At 68.7% G+C, this 20,056-nt stretch carries 16 protein-coding genes; 4 read left to right on the plus strand and 12 right to left on the minus strand.

Features of this window, described 5'->3' with window-relative positions; all coding sequences use genetic code 11:
* Nucleotides 1–98: 98 nt before the first annotated feature.
* Entirely contained in the window at nt 99–386 is a 288-nt protein-coding gene (gene rpsO, locus OHS82_RS13060; RefSeq protein WP_057579463.1) for a 30S ribosomal protein S15, read from the minus strand.
* Between the two features lie 370 nt (nt 387–756).
* Between rpsO and OHS82_RS13065 the strand changes: the two genes are divergently transcribed.
* Nucleotides 757–1,065 (plus strand): DUF397 domain-containing protein, encoded by a 309-nt coding sequence (locus tag OHS82_RS13065; protein WP_057579466.1) that lies wholly within the window; start codon nt 757–759, stop codon nt 1,063–1,065.
* 124 nt (nt 1,066–1,189) lie between these two features.
* Here the strand turns inward: OHS82_RS13065 and eccD are convergent, their stop codons facing one another.
* The gene (gene eccD, locus OHS82_RS13070) at nt 1,190–2,701 is read right to left on the minus strand and encodes a type VII secretion integral membrane protein EccD (protein WP_199863810.1); all 1,512 of its coding nucleotides are present in this window, start codon (nt 2,699–2,701) and stop codon (nt 1,190–1,192) included.
* A 220-nt stretch (nt 2,702–2,921) separates the two neighbouring features.
* On the opposite strand from eccD, the gene eccCa reads away from it, so the two are divergent.
* Entirely contained in the window at nt 2,922–6,908 is a 3,987-nt protein-coding gene (eccCa, locus tag OHS82_RS13075; RefSeq protein WP_328433896.1) for a type VII secretion protein EccCa, read from the plus strand.
* A 180-nt stretch (nt 6,909–7,088) separates the two neighbouring features.
* Here eccCa and OHS82_RS13080 read toward each other — a convergent pair whose 3' ends face one another.
* The 5 genes from OHS82_RS13080 to OHS82_RS13100 all read right to left on the minus strand — a co-directional run bounded on the left by OHS82_RS13080 (nt 7,089) and on the right by OHS82_RS13100 (nt 12,392).
* Nucleotides 7,089–7,766 carry a hypothetical protein gene (locus OHS82_RS13080; protein WP_079041304.1) on the minus strand — a complete coding sequence of 226 codons (678 nt, stop codon included), beginning with the start codon at nt 7,764–7,766 and terminating at the stop codon, nt 7,089–7,091.
* Between the two features lie 25 nt (nt 7,767–7,791).
* The gene (locus OHS82_RS13085; protein WP_328433897.1) at nt 7,792–10,155 is read right to left on the minus strand and encodes a hypothetical protein; all 2,364 of its coding nucleotides are present in this window, start codon (nt 10,153–10,155) and stop codon (nt 7,792–7,794) included.
* Between the two features lie 22 nt (nt 10,156–10,177).
* A complete protein-coding gene (locus OHS82_RS13090) occupies nt 10,178–10,609 on the minus strand; it encodes a hypothetical protein (RefSeq protein WP_057579538.1) in 432 nt (143 codons plus the stop codon).
* 235 nt (nt 10,610–10,844) lie between these two features.
* A complete protein-coding gene (locus tag OHS82_RS13095; RefSeq protein ID WP_057579469.1) occupies nt 10,845–11,447 on the minus strand; it encodes a hypothetical protein in 603 nt (200 codons plus the stop codon).
* Nucleotides 11,448–11,705: 258 nt separating this feature from the next.
* Nucleotides 11,706–12,392 (minus strand): LysE family translocator, encoded by a 687-nt coding sequence (locus tag OHS82_RS13100; protein WP_328433898.1) that lies wholly within the window; start codon nt 12,390–12,392, stop codon nt 11,706–11,708.
* 1,324 nt (nt 12,393–13,716) lie between these two features.
* Here OHS82_RS13100 and OHS82_RS13105 point away from each other — a divergent pair.
* Nucleotides 13,717–13,995 (plus strand): GntR family transcriptional regulator, encoded by a 279-nt coding sequence (locus OHS82_RS13105; RefSeq protein ID WP_057579475.1) that lies wholly within the window; start codon nt 13,717–13,719, stop codon nt 13,993–13,995.
* Nucleotides 13,996–14,088: 93 nt separating this feature from the next.
* Here the strand turns inward: OHS82_RS13105 and OHS82_RS13110 are convergent, their stop codons facing one another.
* The 5 genes from OHS82_RS13110 to OHS82_RS13130 form a co-directional block, all read right to left on the minus strand.
* Nucleotides 14,089–14,391: a WXG100 family type VII secretion target gene (locus OHS82_RS13110; RefSeq protein WP_057579477.1), complete on the minus strand. Its 303-nt coding sequence runs from the start codon at nt 14,389–14,391 to the stop codon at nt 14,089–14,091.
* An 86-nt stretch (nt 14,392–14,477) separates the two neighbouring features.
* Nucleotides 14,478–14,816: a WXG100 family type VII secretion target gene (locus OHS82_RS13115; RefSeq protein WP_057579479.1), complete on the minus strand. Its 339-nt coding sequence runs from the start codon at nt 14,814–14,816 to the stop codon at nt 14,478–14,480.
* 87 nt (nt 14,817–14,903) lie between these two features.
* The gene (locus OHS82_RS13120) at nt 14,904–16,022 is read right to left on the minus strand and encodes a S8 family serine peptidase (RefSeq protein WP_328433899.1); all 1,119 of its coding nucleotides are present in this window, start codon (nt 16,020–16,022) and stop codon (nt 14,904–14,906) included.
* Nucleotides 16,023–16,224: 202 nt separating this feature from the next.
* Nucleotides 16,225–17,955 (minus strand): hypothetical protein, encoded by a 1,731-nt coding sequence (locus tag OHS82_RS13125; RefSeq protein WP_328433900.1) that lies wholly within the window; start codon nt 17,953–17,955, stop codon nt 16,225–16,227.
* Nucleotides 17,955–18,386: a hypothetical protein gene (locus tag OHS82_RS13130; RefSeq protein WP_242433182.1), complete on the minus strand. Its 432-nt coding sequence runs from the start codon at nt 18,384–18,386 to the stop codon at nt 17,955–17,957. Before OHS82_RS13130 ends, OHS82_RS13125 begins: the two co-directional genes overlap by 1 nt.
* Before the next feature lie 444 nt (nt 18,387–18,830).
* Between OHS82_RS13130 and OHS82_RS13135 the strand changes: the two genes are divergently transcribed.
* On the plus strand, nt 18,831–20,051 hold the full coding sequence (locus OHS82_RS13135; protein WP_057579485.1) for an RNA-guided endonuclease InsQ/TnpB family protein: 1,221 nt from the start codon (nt 18,831–18,833) through the stop codon (nt 20,049–20,051).
* Nucleotides 20,052–20,056 lie beyond the last annotated feature (5 nt).

Below are 20,056 nucleotides of genomic sequence, written 5' to 3' on the forward strand. Positions count from 1 at the left end.
TCGGTGGTGCGTGCCGATGCGTACCGCAGTGGTGCGCATCGAGGTGTACAGCAAAGGGAGCGGTCCCGGTCTCCGGGAACCGCTCCCCTCACGGCGTCCTACTTGGCGCCCGCCGCACCGCGGCGGATGCCGAGGCGGTCGACCAGCGCACGGAAGCGCTGGATGTCCTTCTTGGCGAGGTACTGCAGCAGGCGGCGACGCTGGCCGACCAGGATCAGCAGACCACGACGGGAGTGGTGGTCGTGCTTGTGCGTCTTGAGGTGCTCGGTCAGGTCCGAGATCCGGCGGGACAGCATGGCGACCTGGACCTCGGGAGAGCCGGTGTCGCCCTCCTTCTGACCGAACTCGCTGATGAGCTGCTTCTTCGTAGCGGCGTCGAGCGGCACGCGTACTCCTCGTAGTCTTTTCAGTGGCCACCGAGTGCCCCCGGTCTTGGTCTCGGGGGAGCTTCCGTTACTCGGGAGGCGGGGATCCGCTGGGCGCGACCTCCAGAACCTCCAGGCGCTGCCTGAGGGTGCTTCCGGGGGTGCGTACACAAACGGCCGAGAGCCAGGGTATCAGGCCGGTGCGCCCGACCTGCCCGGATATCGCGGCGGACGGCCCGGCGGCAGTCGGGTGCGCGGGGGCAGTGTACGGGCGACGCCGGCTGACCGGAACGTAACGGAAGAACCTCTGAGCTGGGCGAACGTCGGCAAGTAGGGTGACGCTGCAGCTCGTTGGAACAGCGTGAACTCAGAGGAAAGGGTCGGAGCCGACATGGCCGATGCCGAGGACAGGGCAGTCAAAGCGCGCAAGGAGCGGGAGCGGGACGAGCTGTACGCGCTCGACATCTCCGGTGTCGAGTGGCAGAGCGCGCCCGGCACGGAGGAGCACGAGGAGCGCGTCGAGATCGCCTGTCTGCCCGAGGGGGCCATGGCGATGCGGTCCTCGCTCGACCCGGAGACGGTGCTGCGCTACACCGAGGCGGAGTGGCGTGCCTTCGTGCTGGGCGCCCGGGACGGCGAGTTCGACCTGGAGCCGGCGCCGCACAGCGGTGGGACGGCGGCGGAGGCGGCCTCGGAGTAGGCGCCACGCCACGGCGGGACGGCGACGAGGCCTCGGTGCAAGCGCCACGCCACGGCGAGGACGGCGACGAGGCCTCGGTGCAGGCGCCCTGGGGGTGCGCTTCGGGGCCTTCCTGCCTCGAAGGTCAGCCGGTCATCGAGCGGACGGCCGCGTACACGTCGAAGACGGCCAGGGCCAGCGGCACCAGCGTCAGCAGGACGAAGCCCTCGGCGATCTCCATGAAGCGGCCCCAGAACGGGGTGAGGCCGCCCCGGGAGGTGATCAGGCCGATCGAGGTGACGATCGCGGCGGCCGCGGCGACGGCGGCGACCAGCCAGACCGTGCGGATGTCCAGGTCGGTGCGGTCACCGGTGAGGGCGTCGCGGATCACCGAGTGGGGCGGGTTGAGCGCCAGGCCGAGTCCGAGCAGGACGAGCGAGCCGAGGCCCGCGGCCAGCACCGGGGCGACCTGCGCGGTGTAGCGGAAGAGGTGGGCGCGCATCAGCAGCGCGGTGCCCGTGGCGAGCGCGAGCAGCTGGGCCCAGACACCGTCCGAGAATCCGAGGACCGCGCAGGCGCCGACCGTGATCGCCGCGCAGCCGCCGACCAGGCCGACCAGGAGTTCGTGGCCGCGGCGGGCCTGCGCGGCGATCCGCTCGGCGTCGACCGGTTCCCGGGGTGCGGGATCGGCGCCGTAGGCGCGGCGCGAGGCGGAGTCCGGGGCGTCGAAGCCGATCGGCAGGCGGGCGAAGCGCATGGACAGGCCCGGCAGGAACGCCAGGGCGCCCACCCCGACGGGGGCGCACAGGGCGGCGGTCTCGGCCGGGCTCCAGTGCGCGAGCATCGCCGCGAACACCGCCGCGAGGCCCGCGCCCGACGCGACCACGAACGCGACGAAGGGGCCGTCGCCGCGCGGGGAGCACAGGGTGAGCAGCACCGACGCCAGCAGAACCGCCGCGCAGGCCAGCAGGAACTGCAGCTTGCCGATGCCCTGGCCGTCGGCGAGCGGAAGGAGTCCGGAGCCCGCCACCGCCACGTTGGGCAGGGCGCCGAGGCCGAGGGCGATCGCCGAGCCGCGGTCGTCGTAGACGCGGGCCCGGACGCCGGCGAGGGCGACCAGGAGCACGCCGACGACGGCGGCGAGGACGCCGGCCAGGCCGTGCATGTCGTGGTGCGGGTCGCCGGTCCAGGCGACGAAGGCGAGCAGGGCCGGCAGCACGCTTCCGCCGACGAGGCCCGCGGTGCGGGTCAGTTCGCCGCTCCACAGGGTGTGCTCTCGTGTGACGGCCGAGGCGACCGCCTCCGACACGTCGTCGAAGACGGCGGGCGGCAGCGACTCGGAGAACGGGCGCAGCGTGAGGAGTTCGCCGTCGAGGATGTGCTGGGCGGCGAACGAACGCGAGCTGTCGAGGACCGAACCGTCCCTGCGGACGAGGGTGTAACCGACCGGCGCGCCCTCGGCGGGACTCTGCCGGGCGAGCCGGAGGATCTCCGGGTAGAGGTCGGCGACCGGGATGTCGTCGGGCAGCGCCACGTCGATCCGGCTGTCGGGGGCGACGATGGTGACCCGGCAGAAGCCGAGCCCCGTCCCCGCCGCGGGCGCGGCTGCGGCGCCGCGTCCTTCGCCGGTGGCTGCCGCGGAGGTCGTGATGCTCACCCTGCTGCTCCCCCTCAGTGATGGTCTCGCGTCGGCTGTGTGAAGGTCCCGCGCAGGTCGGTGCGGCCGCGCGGCCCGCGGTGTGCTCACGCGAACATCCGGCACCCTACCGCCCCGCGGTGGTACCAGCAGTCAGTAGGATCACGCGGCGGCCTGCGTCCGCCTGACACGGGGTGGCGGACGGTACTTCCCGGGGGCCTCGCAAGGGGATTGGTGAGCAGTGAGCCACATCGTCGTGAAGCGTCCGCCCAGGGCGCTGCCGTCCGAGGTGCCCATGGGCGAGGTCGTTCTGCAGCCTCCGCCCGAGTTGCCTCGGGGGCATCAGGAGAGCGTGCTGATGCAACTGCTGCCGACGCTCGGCATGGGCGGTTCGGTGGTCTTCTTCTTCACGAGCGGGCAGCCGTTCATGCGCATCATGGGCATGGTCATGATCGCCTCGACGGTGGCCATGTCGATCGCGATGGTCGTGCGTTTCCGGCGCGGTTCCCAGGGTCAGTTGGCGGATCTGCGCCGGGACTACCTCAGCTACCTGGCGCAGACCCGGCGTACCGCGCTCGACACCGCGCGGGCCCAGCGTGACGCCCAGTACTACCTGCACCCCTCCCCCGAGCAGCTGTGGGCCCTGGTCGCCGAGGGCAGCCGGGTGTGGGAACGGCGGCCCGGGGACGAGGACTTCGGGCAGGTCCGGGTGGGCCTCGGCGCGCAGGCGCTCGCCACCCCGCTGGTCGCCCCGGAGACCGCCCCGGTGGAGCAGCTGGAGCCGCTGACGGCCGGCGCGCTGCAGCGTTTCCTCGCCGTGCACGACAGTCTGGACGACCTGCCGATGGCGGTCTCCCTGCGTGCCTTCTACCACGTGACGATCAGCGGCGACGCGGACTCGGTCCGCTCCTGCACACGGGCCCTGGCCGGTTCGCTGGCCGCGCTGCACTCGTCCGAGGACCTGGTGCTCGTGGTCGCGGCGGGCCGCGACGAACTGCCGGGCTGGGAGTGGGCGAAGTGGCTGCCGCACGTCCAGGCGCCCGGCGCCGTGGACGGGGCGGGCAGCCGCCGGCTGATCGGCTCGAACACGCGTGAGCTGGAGAGCCTGCTCGGTTCCCGGCTGACCGGGCGGCCGCGGTTCCACCCGAACGCGACGCCGCTGGTCGACGAGCCGCACGTGGTCGTGATCCTGGACGGTGTGTCGCTCCCCCAGGACTCGGTCCTGGCCAACTCCGAGGGACTGCAGGGCGTGACGGTCCTCGAGATCGTCCCCGGTGAGCTGACGGGAGCGGGCGGCGAACTCGACATCGTCGTACAGCCCGGGGCGCTGCGGCTGGAGTCGGGGCACGGGGCCGTCTACGAGGGGACGCCGGACGGGCTGTCGCCGGAGTCCGCGGAGGCGCTCGCCCGGCAGCTCGCGCCGCTGCGGATGGCCTCCGGCGGCGACGACGACGAGCCGCTGCTGGCCAACCTGGAGTTCACCGAGCTGCTGAACCTCGGCGACGCCGCGTCGGTGGACACCCAGCGCACCTGGCGGCCGCGTTCGCTGGCCGAGCGGCTGCGGGTGCCGATCGGGGTGGGCGAGGACGGCCGTCCGGTGATGCTCGACCTGAAGGAGGCGGCGCAGGAGGGTATGGGCCCGCACGGTCTGTGCGTGGGCGCGACCGGTTCCGGCAAGTCCGAGCTGCTGCGCACGCTGGTGCTGGGGCTGGCGGTGACGCACTCGTCGGAGACCCTGAACTTCGTGCTCGCCGACTTCAAGGGCGGCGCCACGTTCGCGGGGATGGCGCAGATGCCGCACGTCGCGGCAGTGATCACCAACCTGGCGGACGATCTGACGCTGGTCGACCGGATGGGCGACTCCATCAGGGGCGAGCTCAACCGCCGTCAGGAGCTGCTCCGCAACGCGGGCAACTACGCCAACATCCACGACTACGAGAAGGCGCGGGCCGCCGGAGCCGCCCTGCAGCCGATCCCCTCGCTGGTGCTGGTGATCGACGAGTTCAGCGAACTGCTCACCGCCAAGCCGGACTTCATCGAGATGTTCGTGCAGATCGGCCGGATCGGGCGCTCGCTCGGCGTGCATCTGCTGCTGGCCTCGCAGCGCCTGGAGGAGGGGCGGCTGCGCGGACTGGAGACGTATCTGTCGTACCGCGTCGGTCTGCGCACCTTCTCCGCCGCGGAGTCGCGAGCCGCGCTGGGCGTGCCCGACGCGTACTCACTGCCCAATGTGCCGGGTTCGGGGTTCCTGAAGTTCGGGACCGACGAAATGGTGCGGTTCAAGGCGGCGTACGTGTCCGGCGTCTACCGCTCGGGCGGTCAGCGCACCGCGCCGGGGGGCGGCCCGCTGCCCCTGGACCGGCGGCCGGTGCTCTTCACCTCCTCCGAGGTGCCGGTGCGGTACGCGGCCGTTCCGCAGGCCCGCACGGCCGGTGATGCCGAGGTCGACGACGCGCTGGCGGACACCGTGCTCGACGTGATCGTGCGCCGCCTGGAGGCGCAGGGCCCTGCGGCGCACCAGGTGTGGCTGCCGCCGCTGGACAGCCCGCCGTCGCTGGACGCGCTGCTGCCGGGTCTCACGGCGGTGGAGGGCCGCGGGCTCACCCAGCCCGGCTACGAGGGCGCGGGACGGCTGGTCGTACCGGTCGGCCTGGTCGACAAGCCGTTCGAGCAGCGCCGTGACTCGCTCTGGGTCGACTTCTCCGGCGCGGCCGGCCATATGCAGATCGTGGGTGGCCCGCAGTCCGGCAAGTCGACGCTGCTGCGCACGCTGATCTCGGCGTTCGCCCTCACCCACACCCCGCACGAGGTGCAGTTCTACGGCCTCGACTTCGGCGGCGGCGGGATGGCCTCGGTGGCCGGCCTGCCGCACGTGGGCGGGGTCGCCTCCCGGCTGGACCCCGAGCGGGTGCGGCGGACGGTGGCGGAGGTGTACGGCGTCCTGACCCGGCGCGAGGAGTACTTCCGCGCGTCGGGGATCTCCTCGATCGCCGACTTCCGGGCCAGGCGGGCCCGGGGCGAGATCTCGGTCACGGACCAGCCGTGGGGCGACGTCTTCCTGGTCATCGACGGATGGGGCAACTTCCGCGCGGACTACGAGGCCCTCGACCAGATCGTCCACGAGATCGCGGCCCGCGGCCTCGGCTACGGCATCCACCTGGTGCTGACGGCGTCGCGGTCGATGGAGGTCAGGGCCGCCCTCAAGGACCACCTGATGAACCGGCTGGAGCTGCGGCTCGGCGACACGATGGACTCCGAGATCGACCGGAAGCTCGCCGCGAACGTCCCGTCGGGCGTTCCCGGCCGGGGGCAGTCGCCCCAGAAGCTGCATTTCATGGCCGCGGTGCCGCGGATCGACGGCCTCGCCTCCGACACCGAGCTCTCCGACGCCACGCAGGCCCTGGCCGCGGAGGTCTCCCGGCACTGGCAGGCCGCGCCCGCGCCGGAAGTACGGCTGCTGCCGCGGGAGTTCCCGGCCGAGTCGCTGCCGCCGGGCGACCGCTTCCCGCGCCGCGGGGTCGCGTTCGGCCTCGACGAGGACCGTCTCGAGCCGGTCTTCGTCGACTTCGAGCAGGATCCGTTCTTCCTCGTCCTCGGTGAGAGCGAGTCCGGCAAGTCGAACCTGCTGCGGCTGCTGATCAAGCAGCTCACCCAGCGGTATTCGGGCGACGAGTGCAAGCTGTTCGTGGTCGACAACCGGCGTTCCCTGCTGGACGTGACGCCGGCGTCGCATCTCGCCGAGTACATCCCGATGTCCAACGCGATGGACCATCACATGGCCGCGCTCGCCGACCTCATGAAGCGCCGGACGCCGACGGCCGACGTGACGGCGCAGCAACTCCGGGACCGGAGCTGGTGGCGGGGCCCGACGGTCTTCGTCGTCGTCGACGACTACGACCTCGTCGCCACGTCGAGCGGCAACCCCCTCGCGGGACTGACCGAACTGCTGCCGTTCGCCCGGGACGTGGGGGTGCGGTTCATCATCGCGCGGTCGACGGCGGGCGCGGGACGTGCCTCGTACGAGGCGTTCATGCAGCGCGTCAAGGAACTCGGGGCCCAGGGCGTGGTCCTGGCCGGCGACCCCGGAGAGGGCGACCTCCTGGGCGGCGTGCGACCCCGTCCGATGCCCGCGGGCCGGGGCATCTTCGTCTCCCGACGGCGCGGGAAGCCGCTGGTGCAGGTGGGGTTGATGGAGGAGGACATCGAGGGGGCGGCGGGGGCGGAGTGAGCCGGGGACGGAGTGAGCCCGGGGCGGCATCAGCGGAGGGCGGCGTGCGGCGGGCAGCGACCGAACCCCGCTCGTGGGCCACTGCCTTTCGTGGGCCGCCGGCCGACGCTCCGGATCGGTCGTAGGAGCGTCCCCCGGCGGCCACACGACCTGAGCGGCACGGCGATCCCAGCAGGGCTGTCAGGGATCGAGTACGGGCCGCTCGGGGAGCCCTCCGTTCTTCTCGCAGCGCAGCTCCTTGGCCATGGCCAAGGAAAAGGAGTGGGCCACGGTCGCGTAGGCGTCTTTCAGGGCCTTGACATTGTCTTCGGGTTCCTTCGGCATGCCCCACCGCTCCACGCCGATGGCAACGTGAGCCGCATTCGTCGAGTTAGGGAACCTGTCGCTCCGACACGCAAACCTGATCGACGCCCTGTTCGCCGCCGACAGGGTGCGCTCCCCCATATGCAGCACGGTGAATTCCGGGTCCGGAGTTCCCATCGGGGGGCCGTCATTCAGCCCCCAGGTGACTCGGATCGCGAAATTCGGCGTACCGTCGGCCGTGTAGATGCGGCAAACGTCGTCGCGCCCCCCGGTGGCGACCGGAAAAGCCCCGATGAGCTTCTTCGCGGCCCGCGGGACAGTGGACTTCTCTGCCGTCGTCCCGAACCGCGACGATCCTGTGATCACCTTCAGCGCCTTGGACGCCTGGGCGGACACGGCGTCGCCACCGCACAGTTGCGTCCCCGCCAGAACGTTGTCGGCCGCCTCCTCGTCTCCGTCCCCACCACAACCAGTGGCCCCGAGAAGCAACGAACCCGCCACGGCCGTGGCAAGGAGTCCAACACGCACCTGCCTACGATCGATCACTATCCGCATCCTTACGTGTCCTCGGCCGCCGGTCTCAGCCGGTCTCCGGGCCATTGCCCTGCTGGTTCTCCCGATCGTTGCCGACCCCGTAGCCGATCTGCATCGATTCGCGAAGGTCCTGCGCGAACCGGCTGCCCTCGGGGTCCGGGACGTACCGCGCCAGAAAGTCCTCCATCGGTGCCTCGGCCATGGTTTCACCGGCAGAGAAGACCGCTATTTTCTCCTCGTCGGAAAGCTCCTCCAGCTTCTCCTTGTGTTCATCCACCGACTTGTCGGAGATGTCACCGATCATCTGGCCGATGACCTGTTCGGCAGCGCCGCTGGCGGTGTCGGTCGCCAGTGGGATGAGTACCGCTGCCGTGCCCACGGCTGCGGTCGCGGGCAGGAAGGCGACGCCCGCCGCGACGCCCGCCGTGGCCCCGAACTCGACCCAGCCCGACCGCTTCGCGACCGCCTTCTCGTAGTCCTCGTGAGTCTTGAGGTTCGTCGCCTCCACCTGGTCGGCCCGGGACTGGTCGAGCATGCCCTGCACCTCTGCACCCACGCGCACGGTCGCCCTGGCCCTGGCAGCGACCTCATCGGTGATCTTCCCGTCGGGGCCCACTGCCCCTTCCAGCACGCTGCGGGTGTAGACCTGCTCTGCGGTCGAGACCGTCGCGTACGCGTCCGGGTGCTGGCCCAGGGTGCTGAGGAAACCGCGGGCGACACTCCGCCCGTTTCCATCCGAGGTGTCCGCGAAGTCGAGGTGTCCCTTAGGATTCTTGCCCGGCGCGAACACGCTGTCCGGATCGTTCTTGGTCAGTGCCCAGTTGATGTCGTCGATGTAGCCGGCGCCCATGACGCCCAGGCTGTCCGCCATCGCCTCGTGGTGTTCCTTGAGCAGACCCGGGTCCGCGGCGTACTTCTCCATGACCTTCTGCATGACCGCGACGTTGCCCTCGTCCCGCACCACGTTCGGGTTCGGGTCCCCGGTCGGGTAGCCGAGGGTCGCTGCCTCCAGGGCGTGGCCGAGGGCGTCGGGCATCTGGTCGAGCGACGCCTTGAGCTCCTTCTCGTCAGTCGAGTTGACGTCGGGGAAGGACTCCCACTTCTCGTCGGCGAAGAAGTCGAGGTAGTTGTCGATCGCCTCGCCGTCCTTGTTCTTGCCGAGGTCGATCGTGGCGGCCCCGCGGTTGACCGTGCCGTCCTCGTTGTACACGGTCGGGGCGTCGGTGAAGAACTTCTTCGCCGCTTCCGGGCTGTTGCCGAGCGCTTCGAGCATGGCGGTGGCCGGGTCGTAGCCGGCTCCGTTCACTCCGGAGGGGTTGAACGGGTTCTTGAAGGCGCTGTTCACCGTCTTGTTCTCGGCGAACATGTAGGGGTTTTTCGCGTGCAGCTGTGCCACGTGTTCGGCGATCGGGTTGAGGAACTTCGCGTCGTAGTTCCCGTTCCGCATGATCCCGCCGAGCAGCTGGTATCCGAACGGCCCGCCGTAGTCGGACTTGTCGAGCGGAATGCGCTGCGTACCCAACTTGCGGAGCTCCGGGCCCCACTTGTCGGTGAATTCCTTGTCGTGGGAGGCAGTGGCCAGGTTGAGACCCAGGTTCTTCTGGAGCGCCTGGACGTCCTTGAGGCGCTCTGGGTCGACCTTGGTGAAGTCGTACGTGTCCGTCGAGAGCTGGCCGAAGAACGCGAGCGACTTCTCGGGCCCGAGCTTCTCGTAGAAGCCCTTGGCGAACTCCTTCGACGAGCTGTTGTCCTGCAGGAGTTCGTTGAGCTGCTGCAGTTCCTTGTGAGTGATGTCCCGGCCCTTGCCTGCCAGAGTGGCGGCGCGGGCGGCCTCCTCCTGGTCCAGCTTCGTGTACGTCGGAGCGCCGAAGTCCTGGCGGTCGGTGACGTTGGTTTCGAGGCTGTTCTTGAGGGCGACGTCGGTGTCGTTGCAGTTGTCGACGATGAGGTCGATCCTCTTCTGCCACGACTCGATGTTCTGCTTCTCCTCTCGCAGAAGCTTGCCGTAGTCGGGGTCGTGTCGCGCCGCGGAGGACTCGGAGAGCGGGTTGCGCGCGGTGACCTTGCCTTTGCCGTCCACGTGGATGCCGGCCGCGGGCCCCTCGTGGTCCCGGATGTTGATCAGGTCGTCCCCGGCCTTCTTGATGGCCGCGTGACCCTCTTCCAGGATCAGCTTGACGCCCTTGGCCTCGGCCGCGGCGTCCGCGAACTCCTTGGCCGTCTTGGCGATGAACGGCTTGGTGACCCCTGCGTTGACACCCTCCCAGGCCGCCTTGTCCGCCTTCGCCTTCATTCCGTCGGCGGCGTCCGTGGCGAGCTTGTCCAGCTTTCCCACCATCTCCGACCAGTCGTCGACGGCGGCCTGTAACTTCGCCAGCGGCGCGTCGATCACGTCCTCGTACTTCAGCATGTCGGCCACTCCCCCGAGCCCCCTATTTCATGTATTCCGTGAGGACGGAAATCCGGGCCAGATCGCCCTCGACCTTCGCCTCGTCCTTGGCGTGCTGGGCCTTGCTGTAGTCGAGGTGATTCGAGATCTGCGCGCAGGCGTCCAGCAGCGTCCGCATATGGGTCTGCCAGAAGTCGTGCACCTTCATTACGGCCAAGCCGCTCACGAAGTTCCCGTTGGTCAGCGCCGTCGCCGCGTCGAACGTGGAGGAACGGGCGATGTCGCCGTCCTTCCCCAGCCGACCCAACAGGTCATACGCGTCATTGCCGATGGCGCCGAGGTCGTCCCGATTGACGACCAGGTCTCTCTCGCCGCCGCCGCTCTTGCCGCCGTCCGCCGGAATGCTGTCGATCTGCATGCCGGTCCGTGCGGCGGACGCTGCACGTAATTCGGCCCACTCTTGCTCGAACGTCATGAATTCCCCCAAGTCCATCCGGTCAGGCTTCTCCACCGTACACACGCACGGCTGTCGCCTCGATCACCCGTCTTTCGCATCATCATCCGCTCACGGGCGACCGGTAGCCGATTGCTCGAAACCCGCACAACAACGCGCGAATCCCGGCAGGGCCGTGCGTCGCAGAACCGTCACCAGCTTCCGGAAGACCCGGGGGCTCCGCCGGGAGAACCGTGCCGTCCGGGAGGATTTCGGCTCAGCCGCCGCTCAGCGGAGACGCCCACTTGGGGTCGTGTCGGGACCTCCTCATGAGGTGGGCGAGGAGATGCTCTGCCGCGACGGACGCAGTGTCTTGCGGCGCGCCGACTCCGACCAGGGCGGTGACAAGCCTTGCCGATGCCGTATCCGACACGTCCGGGTCGGCGAGGAGTGGAAGCAGCAGCAGGAATCGGGCGGGCGGGTCCTGGACGCCTCCCGCCGCAGGGGACGGGCTTTCAGCGATGCGGATCAGTTCATGCCATGTCAGGCCCGTGCCGACGATCTGTTCGATGCGGCTTCCGCCTGGATGGGTGAGGAGGTATTCGGTGCCGTAGTCGCCATCGAGGTTGCGGTAGATCACCACGGCTCCGGGGCCGCCTTCGGCCGGCACCCGGAACACCGGCCAGCGTTCAGGATCGAAGAGGACCTCAGACAGGGCATCGACATCGGCGCCGTCCTCACCGAACCACTCCGGCACCGGGCGCTCGGCGCACCCCCCGTCACTGCACATCGCCAAGAGATGGTTTGACCAGAAGCCCTGGCGGGCCAGCAGCGGCTCGCCCGGCACCAACGGACCGATGCCGTATCCCTCAATCAGCATCCCTCGATCGTGTCACCAGCCAGTGACATCGTCCGATCCGGGATCGACCAGAGGTGCCTCCCGGTTACGCCCGTCACCGTCGTCGCCTGCCCCAGCCTTCTGCCGACGGCTGACAAGGAAACCGTCGATCACTTGGTCTGGGCGGCGATAGCCCGCGCGCACTCCAGAGACTCGGTATGTATGTCCTTTCGCTTCGAGGGATGCGCTGGTGCGCGTTCGGCGGTTGTGGGATCGCCTGTGGCTGCGTCGCCCGGTGACCTACTCTCCGAGCGCGAGCCGGATGCCGAAGGTGGCGATGACCGTGCCGGTGATGCGGTCGAGGTAGCGGCGGGCCGAGGGCCGTTGCAAGCGGTCTCGGAGAACGTGCGCGAAGGCGATCAGCGCGCAGGACCAGGTGACAGCCAGGAGGATGTGCACACCGGCCAGGAGCACGCCTGAAGTGAGGCGCGAGGAGCCTGCGGGGATGAACTGCGGGAGCACCGCGACATAGAAGGCGCCTACCTTCGGGTTGAGGACATTGGTCACGAACCCTTGCCGCCATCCGCCGAGCGGGGTGTCGTCGGCGCCGGTCCTGGTCTTGTCTTCGTCCCGAGCCCCGGCTGTCGGCTCTGTCGGCGCTGTCGGCTCTGCCTTCGGACTCTTCCTCGATGAGTGGTGCCGGGTGGCCCACAGCAGTCTGCCGCCCATCCACACCAGGTACGCGGCACCGGCCCAGCGGAGAGCCTCGTAGGCGAGGTGAGACGCGGTCAGCAGTGCGGTCACACTGAGCGAGGTGAGCACGCCCCAGACCAGCGTGCCGCTCTGGATGCCGAGGACCACGCCCCAGGCGCGACGGCGGTGTCCAAGCGCCGCGGTGTGCAGGATGAGGGTGGTATCCAGGCCGGGAGTAAGAGTGAGAAGTCCTACTATAAGGGCGAACGCGCCCAGCGCGTCTGGGGTGATCATGAGCGATCAGCCTAGGTCGGGAGCCGTGCCGCGTCCGCGATTCCTGCCCGACATCGGGCAGGAATCGCGGTACTCGTCTCCAGATTCACGCATCGCAGCCCCGAGGTCGCCGCGGCCGGATGCGGAACGAGGACAGCGCTGCCATCAGCGTCAGCGCGTCAGCAGTCGAGCACCACAGGGCGCGGGCACGTGGGATGAGGCTCGGCGTCGTCGGCCATCGATCCTCTCACTCGAAGCCCCCCACATCGACCTGAACGTCATTGGGCAGGGCCTGGATCGGCCGAACGTGCCGGACCGATCCAGGCCTGTGGGCGGTCACGAGGGTAAGCGCCTCAGGTACGGGTGCCCGGCGCTGCCTGGGCCGGGGTGCCAGCACCCGCCTGGGCTCCCTCCGGCGACGGGTGGTGGCAGGCGCAGCGGTGTACCAGCAGCAGGCCGCCGCCGTGTGGGAGTGGGATGTCTCGCAGGCGGCGGCACGCGAGGTGGACGTCCGCGTAGCCCGGTCGGTGTGCCAGGGCGCATTCCGGCGACAGCTCCCCTGCCTCGCCTGCCCTTTCGGCTGAGCGCCGGCTCACTGCGTGCTTCCGGCCCGGCGGGGCGGGGACATGACCGTGAGGACGTCCGGTTGCGGCGGGTAGTGTGTGGCGGCGCACGCCTGGCACGCGTAGACGACGAAGCCCGGCCCCGAGTTCTGGTGGACGATTCCGACCACGACGGGTGTCTCCGTGGTCACCTCGCAGCGCACGCACATCCGCACCGGCGGGCGGGGCGTCCTCTCCCCGGTCCCCGTCACGCCGCCCTCTCCGCGCCGACGACATGCTGGTCGAGGTCGATTCCGAAGTCCGCCGCGAGCACCAGAGCCACCCGACGTCGTGACTGTGCCTGCCGCGTCCGCTGCTGTTGCTGTTCGCTGCCGTGGTGAGTTCGCTCGGCCGCCAATACGTACGGTCGGACCGGGATCGTGGCGGCTTCGTCGAGGGGCTCTGCGAGCCCGTATGGGGAACGGGCTGCGGGGAGTCGCCGGTGTACGGCCCGCACTTCAGGCTTCTGCGCAACGCGGGTGGCCGGTACGGCGGGGTGTGCACCCGCCCTCCGCCTGCCGGTGCCGGGCGCGCACACGCCCAGGATCCAGCGCAGCAACGCGTGGATAATGCTCACTGTCATCAACCTCCATCGGGTTGGCGGCCATGCCCCCGGACGGCGCCTACCGTCGCGGGGGGTTCTGCTGTCATCGACTGTACGGCAACTTGGTACGTCTTGGTACGTCCCTTCACGTGCTGGGCCGCCCTATGCTGTCTTGAGCTGGCCTTTTACGCTCTAAGGTGTGATAGAAATCGACCGGGAGAGCATCGTCCCGATGTATGTGCAGCTTGCTTCCGCCTTGCGTGAGCGCATTCGACGCGGCGAGATTCCGGTTGGTCGGCGCATCCCTTCGCACCACGAGCTGGAGCAGGAGACGGGCGGAGCAGTGAGCCGCCGGACCATCAAGTCCGCCATCGAGGTACTACAGGCCGAGGGAACCGTTCAGGGAGTCCAGGGCAAGGGCGTGTTCGTCATCGCCGTGCCCACCGGCGCGTCCGAGAACGGCGAGAGCAACGGCTGACGGTCGGGCAACGATGCCCAACTGCGACGCAGCACAGGGTGGGCACCTCCCGTGCGTGCCCACCCTGTGCTGCGAAATGCGGCCTGCCTGCGCTTACATGAAGTAGCTGGCGCCCTTCAGGTCGCCGCCGCGGTAGTCACCGCCGGCGCCGTGCACCTTGTGCGAGATCTGCATCAGCGCGGTGTGGATGCCCCGTGCGTGCTTGTTCCACTCTTCGCTCTTGCCCTGGAACGCCTGGAACGCCTCGCCGCCCCAGCCGGCCGACACGTTGAGCACGGCCTGCCGCAGCGCCTCGAGGTCGTCTTCGAGCTTCTTGGCCTGGTCGCCGAGCTCGGTGGCGAGCGCGTCCATGGTGCCGTAGGTGACGGCAAGTTCGTCGTAATGGGCTCCGGACATGTTTCCCTCGTCTCTTTGCGGTTGTCAGCCGGAATCGTCAGTCCGGGCGAACAGTGTGGTTCAGTGCGATCCGTGGCTCGGGCTCGTCAGTAGCTGCTGAGCGCCGAGGTCTTTCCACCGAGGTCGTCGACCGAGATCTTGGTGAGGTCCGCCGTGATCTGGTCTTCGAGGTTCTGCTTGTCGGTCTTCGTCATGTGGATGCCCTCGAGGAAGTCCTCGAGCATCTTGCCGATCCCCACCATGTGGGTGTTGATCTCCGTCTGCTTTGCGTTGAACGCGTTGGCGCCCTGGCCCGTCCACGCCTTCTCGATCATGTCGATCGTGCCCTGCAGCTTCGCCAGGGAGCTCCGGATGTTGTCGTACCGGTCGATGACTTCCTTCTGGAGCTTGTGTACATCGCCGTCATTGAGCTTGCGGTCGACCATTGCGACACTCCTTCTGTGTGAGCTTCGATTCGCTGCTGACTGCGCGGTGGTCTGTGGGTCAGAACCGTTGCGTGTGACGGTTCTTCGTCATGCGTGGGTCGATCCGGCGCCTCGCCGTGAGCGGATCACGGCGAAGGCGCCGCCTCCGATCACCAGAACGGCCGCTGCGGCTCCCAGCACGATCCACATCGTGGTGTTGCCGGAAGCGTCGGCGGTCGCCGCTGCGGGGGCCTGATCGTCCGCCGAGTCCTTGGAGGGCTGCGGAGAGGCCGACGCGGAAGCCTTGGCGGAAGGCGCGTTGCCCGCCACGTCCGTCACGCCCGTGACGTTTTCCTTCGCGAGGGGGTCGGTGCCGGCGGGGCCGGGGTTGAAGTTCGGGTTCTCCAACACCTTGCGGGGCCGGATCAGGCCGTATCCGAGATACGTGCTCGGATCGTCCTTCGCCCAGTCACGCCCGGCGGTGTCGATCAGGCTGGCGAGGACCTGGTTTGCCGTCCACTTGGGGTGGGCCGACCAGATGAGGGCGGCGGAGGCGGAGGCGATGGCTGTGGACATACTCGTTCCCCCGCTGAGGCAGTACGAGCGAAATGTCTTGTCACACCACGTAGGGACACGCAGCCCAGGAGCCGCCAGGTCAACATAGTTCCCGTACTCCGAGAACTTTCCGACTTTTCCGGATTCATCCGACGCGGCCATACCAACGACGTACGGGAAAGCAGCCGGGTATCCTATCGAGTTATCCTTCTCAGCGTCGTTCCCTGTGCCGGCAATCATCAACTTCCCCTTGGACTGGGCGTATTTGATCGCCGCATCCATGGCCGGGTAGGCAACTTGACCACCATAGGACATGTTGATGATTTGGACATCAGTGTCAGCAATGGCCCTGATGACCGCTTCTTCGGTAGGCGCCTTTTCCCGTTCGGCCTTGTTGTCCAGGCCCTTGAGCGAGATCCGATAGGGGACGATCTTCGCCCCCGGGGCAAGGCCCTTCAGCCCACCGCCCGCTCCAGTACCGGCGATGAGTTCGGCCATAGTCGTCCCATGACCCGTGTAGTCATCGGTGGCCTTGTAGCCGACGCCCTTCGACACATCGCCAACGAGCACCTGCCCCTTAAGCGAGGGGGTGGCCGGGTTGACTCCCGTGTCGACGACGGCCACCTTCACGCCCTTGCCGGTGCTCACCTTCCACATCTCATCGGCCTTCATGGCAGACAGGTACCACTGCTGGGACTGAGCGTCGGCTGCTGTCGCACTGGGAGCCAGACCTGCCGACAGGACGGCAAAGGCACCGAGCGCTGAACAGACGGCGGAAACCCGTCTCCTGTTTCGTCCCGCGAAGGGCGTACTCCACCCACCACGTCGACTGATCCCTGACACCATGCCCCTGCCTGTCCTCGCTCTTGTCCGGTCAGTCGGTCGAAGATCCGTCACGCCGCTCATCACGGCGTGAACGCGACTCTTCGGAACGCTGGTTGCCCCTGGAGCCTCGCGTGCCGCCCATACCGCCCATGCCGCCCGGCGCGGATCTGCCGTTCCTGGACCCCGGGGTTCGCCCCTTCGGCGTTCCGACCACCCCGTCAGGACTTGCGACAGGGCGACGCGCTGCCTGCCCCGCTCCCGTCGTTGAGCCCGGGGCCCCGATCACCCCCCGTTGACCGGGCTTTTCACCTGTGCCGGGGCGGGTGGGCGCAACCTGACCGCCGACTACCGTGCCACGTGGCACCTTTGCACCGTTGGCTCCAGAGACGGCTCCCGTAATCGGCTTTCCACCGACAACCCCGTTCGCGGCACGACCAGCGCCGGTACGGCCGGGATTCCCGGCACCCATGCCATTCACGGGACCGCGGGGCACACCGCTGGCTTGGCTCGCTGTCGGTCCGCCACTCCTGGGCATGCCACCGACCACACCTCGTCCCATGGGGCCGGCTGTACGGCCGACTGCCTGAGCGGGCCCACCGGCCCGGCCCATCGGGCCAGCAGTACGGCCGACTGCCTGAGCAGGCCCACCAGCCCGTCCCATCGGCCCCATCGGCCCGGTTCCCGTGCGGCCCGTGGCACCGCCGACTCGGCCCTGTGCCGAGGCCTGGGCCTTCGTTCCGGACCCACCGCCGAACATGGACGTACGCCCAGCGGGCCCTCGCAGAGCGGCGGGAACTCCGACGGGCGTGAGCGGAGGCGTTGTTCCGACAGGGGTGACGGTGGGACCCGTCGATGTCGGCGAAGTGGGTGCCGGCTGCATCGTCTCCGGGGGCGGCAGCGTACCAACGCTGTCGATCTCCGTGCCCACGTGCCGTTCAGGAGTTCGGATCGGCTCGTCCACGCTCTTGTGGGACGACAGCGTCTCGTCCGAACGGGACCGCCCTGCCCCGGAATCCACCGAGTCCCGCGACTCCGCACGTGAATCAGTCAATGGAGAGAGCGACTCGTGCGTCGACATCGGCGTCTTCGGAGGGTCAAAGCCCTGCGGCGGCTCCGGCACCCCCACGCTCGGCATTTCCGGGAAGACCGGCTCCTTGGCCATTTCCATCATGCCGCTCGACACCGTGTAGAACGACGCCAGTCGGTACATCTGGTTGATCGCCTCTTGGCGGTCCTTCTCGGCCTTGACCGCCGCCGTGTACTCCGCGTTGCCCTCGACGCGTTGAGGCGTCGGGATGTCGTCGACCTTCTTGGGGACGATGCGGCTGTCACGCGGGGGCATCGACTTGCGTACGGAGGCGAGGCCGGAGCTTGCCGCCAGGACCTGGGTGCCCACCTCGTCGGTGTAACTCGCCAACTCCAGCGCCGTGGTGGTCAGGTTCATGCCCCAGGTGTAGAAGGCGGTGTGGGCCTCGCCCTCCCAGTCGACGTTGCCCAGGTTGCGGCTCAGCTCGTCGGCGGCGTCGTTGATGGCGTCCCGCGCGTCGACGAGGGCCGTGGCGGCGCTCTCCAGCGTCTCCGGGCTCGCCCCCTCGACGATGTCGATCATGGCGTTGAGGTCGTAGCCCTCGAAGCTGGTGTTGCCGAATCCGCCGGGACTGCTGAGCATCCCGGGGCTGATGTTCACAGCCTTGTTCACGGCGTCGTCCACGCCGCTGTTCTGCTGGGTCGCGTCCTGGCGTTCCGCCTGGTAGTGGTCCGGCTTCTTGTCGCCGCTCATCAGTACCCCGCGTCCGTGTGGTCGGCGTCGTTGGTCCGCTTGATCTGCGGGTTGAGCGCCTCGTCCCGGTCCCTGTTGACCTCGGTCCGGATCTCGTGGAACCGGTACCGCAGCTCGTCTTCCAGGTTGTCGAAGGTGACGTCCACGCCGTGCACGGCGATCTGCATCGCCTCCAGCTGGAGGCCGAGCGACTTGGAGAGCGCGGTGATGCGCTCGTGGACGCGCTCGTACTGCAGGTGGAGGGTCTTTGCCTCCGGGAACTCACCCGCTCCGAACGTGGCCGCCGACAGGCTGTGGCCGGCCACCTTCGCGGAGCCGCCCGCAGATTTCTCGAAGGCCGTGAGCAGGTCGTCCACCCGCTTCTTGAACGTCGAGAGCGCCATGTAGCCGCGCCGTACGTCGGCGCTCCCACCCATGTCCGCAGGAATCACGACAGCCCATCTCCCCGTTTTCCGCTGCCCGTCCTGAGCAGCTCACTGCGCGCCTCTCACGTGTTCATGACCGCAACACGACCACTCTAACGACCTCGTCTGACAGTCCCAACTGCCATATGCAACAACCCTGCTACCGCTCCTTGGGCACACCACCTATTCTTCGCAGAACGTCACCTTTTTCCTGCGAGGAGGCCCGGCGTTCACGCCGGGGAGGAATCGCATCCGGGTGTCGTGACGCGGAGCGTCGCCGTATCCGGTCCCGTGCGCGGAGCGCCCGTGCCGTCGTAGCTATCGCCAAGGTGATGCGAACGCGTGTACCCGTGATCACTGGTCGGGGTGATGGCTGGGGAATCGGGGGCGTTTGTGCGGCTGTCGTACGTATGGTCTTTCGGTGGGTTCGGGACGGCACGGTGTCCCGTCCGGGGATCGTGAGGGGGCGAGATGGCGCAGGTCGGGGCGGCTGTGGAGGCTGGGCGTGCCCGCTACACCTACCGGCTGCGCGTGTCGTGCGCTGCCGGCGCCGCTCTGGCGGCAGAGTGGGGCCGCTGCCGCTGGGTGTGGAACGAATGCGCTGCCAAGTCCAGGGCCGTCCACCTGCACAACAAGGCCACCGGCCAGAAGGCCACCTGCGGCCCCGCCCAGCTCGACAGGATGCTGACCGAAGCCCGCGCTTGTACGCCGTGGCTGCGTGAGGGCTCGTCGGTTGTCCAGCAGCAGGTCATCCGCGACTTCGGCCGCTCCCGCGCCAAGGCGCTCAGGGACATCGAAGAGCGCCTGCCCATGGCACGCCGGGCGGGTATGCCCGCGTACAAGAAGAAGCACGAGGGGCTGGCGACCCTCAACTACACCCGGCGCGGATTCCGGTTGAAGGACGGCCGTCTGCACCTGGCGGGCGGCATCGTCCTGACGGTGGTGTGGTCGCGGGAACTGCCGGCCGAGCCGTCCTCGGTACGCGTCTACCAGGACAGTCTCGGGCACTGGTACTGCTCGTTCGTCGTCCCCGCCCAGGTCCAGGCCCTGCCGAAGACCGGCCGCGTACTCGGCGTCGACTGGGGTGTGAAGGAGACCGCGACCACCACGTCCGATGCCGACGACCTCCCCCATCCCGGGCATGGCAGGAAGGCCCAGACGAAGCTGACGCGGTACGACCGGATGATGGCCCGCCGTAGACCGAAGAAGGGCCGGCCCGCATCGAAGGGCTACCGCGAGGCAAAGAATCTGCGGGCGAAGGCACACAAGAAGGTTGCCAGGCAGCGTGAGGACACCGGCCGCAAGTGGGCCAAGAAGGTCGTCCGCGACCACGACGCCATCGCCGTCGAGGACTTCCGTCCCAAGTTCCTCGCCAAGAGCACCATGGCCCGCAAGGCCGCTGACGCCGCCATCGGCGCCACCAAGGCCGCGCTAATCGAGATGGGCCGCAAACACGGGCGGGACATCCGTCTCGTCCACCCCGCGCACACCACGATGGACTGCGCGCACTGCGATGCGAGAGCCAAACATCGCCTGCCGCTGGGTGAGCGCACCTACACCTGCACCACGTGCGGGAACACGTCCCCACGGGACAAGAACTCCGCACACGTCATGCTCGTCCGGGCTGGTCTCAACCCGGCTGGTGCCGATGGCGCAAGACCTCCTGGAGCACTGCTCCAGGAGGCGGCCTGAGCCAG

The sequence above is a fragment of the Streptomyces sp. NBC_00425 genome, from assembly GCF_036030735.1.
Classification (GTDB): Bacteria; Actinomycetota; Actinomycetes; order Streptomycetales; family Streptomycetaceae; genus Streptomyces.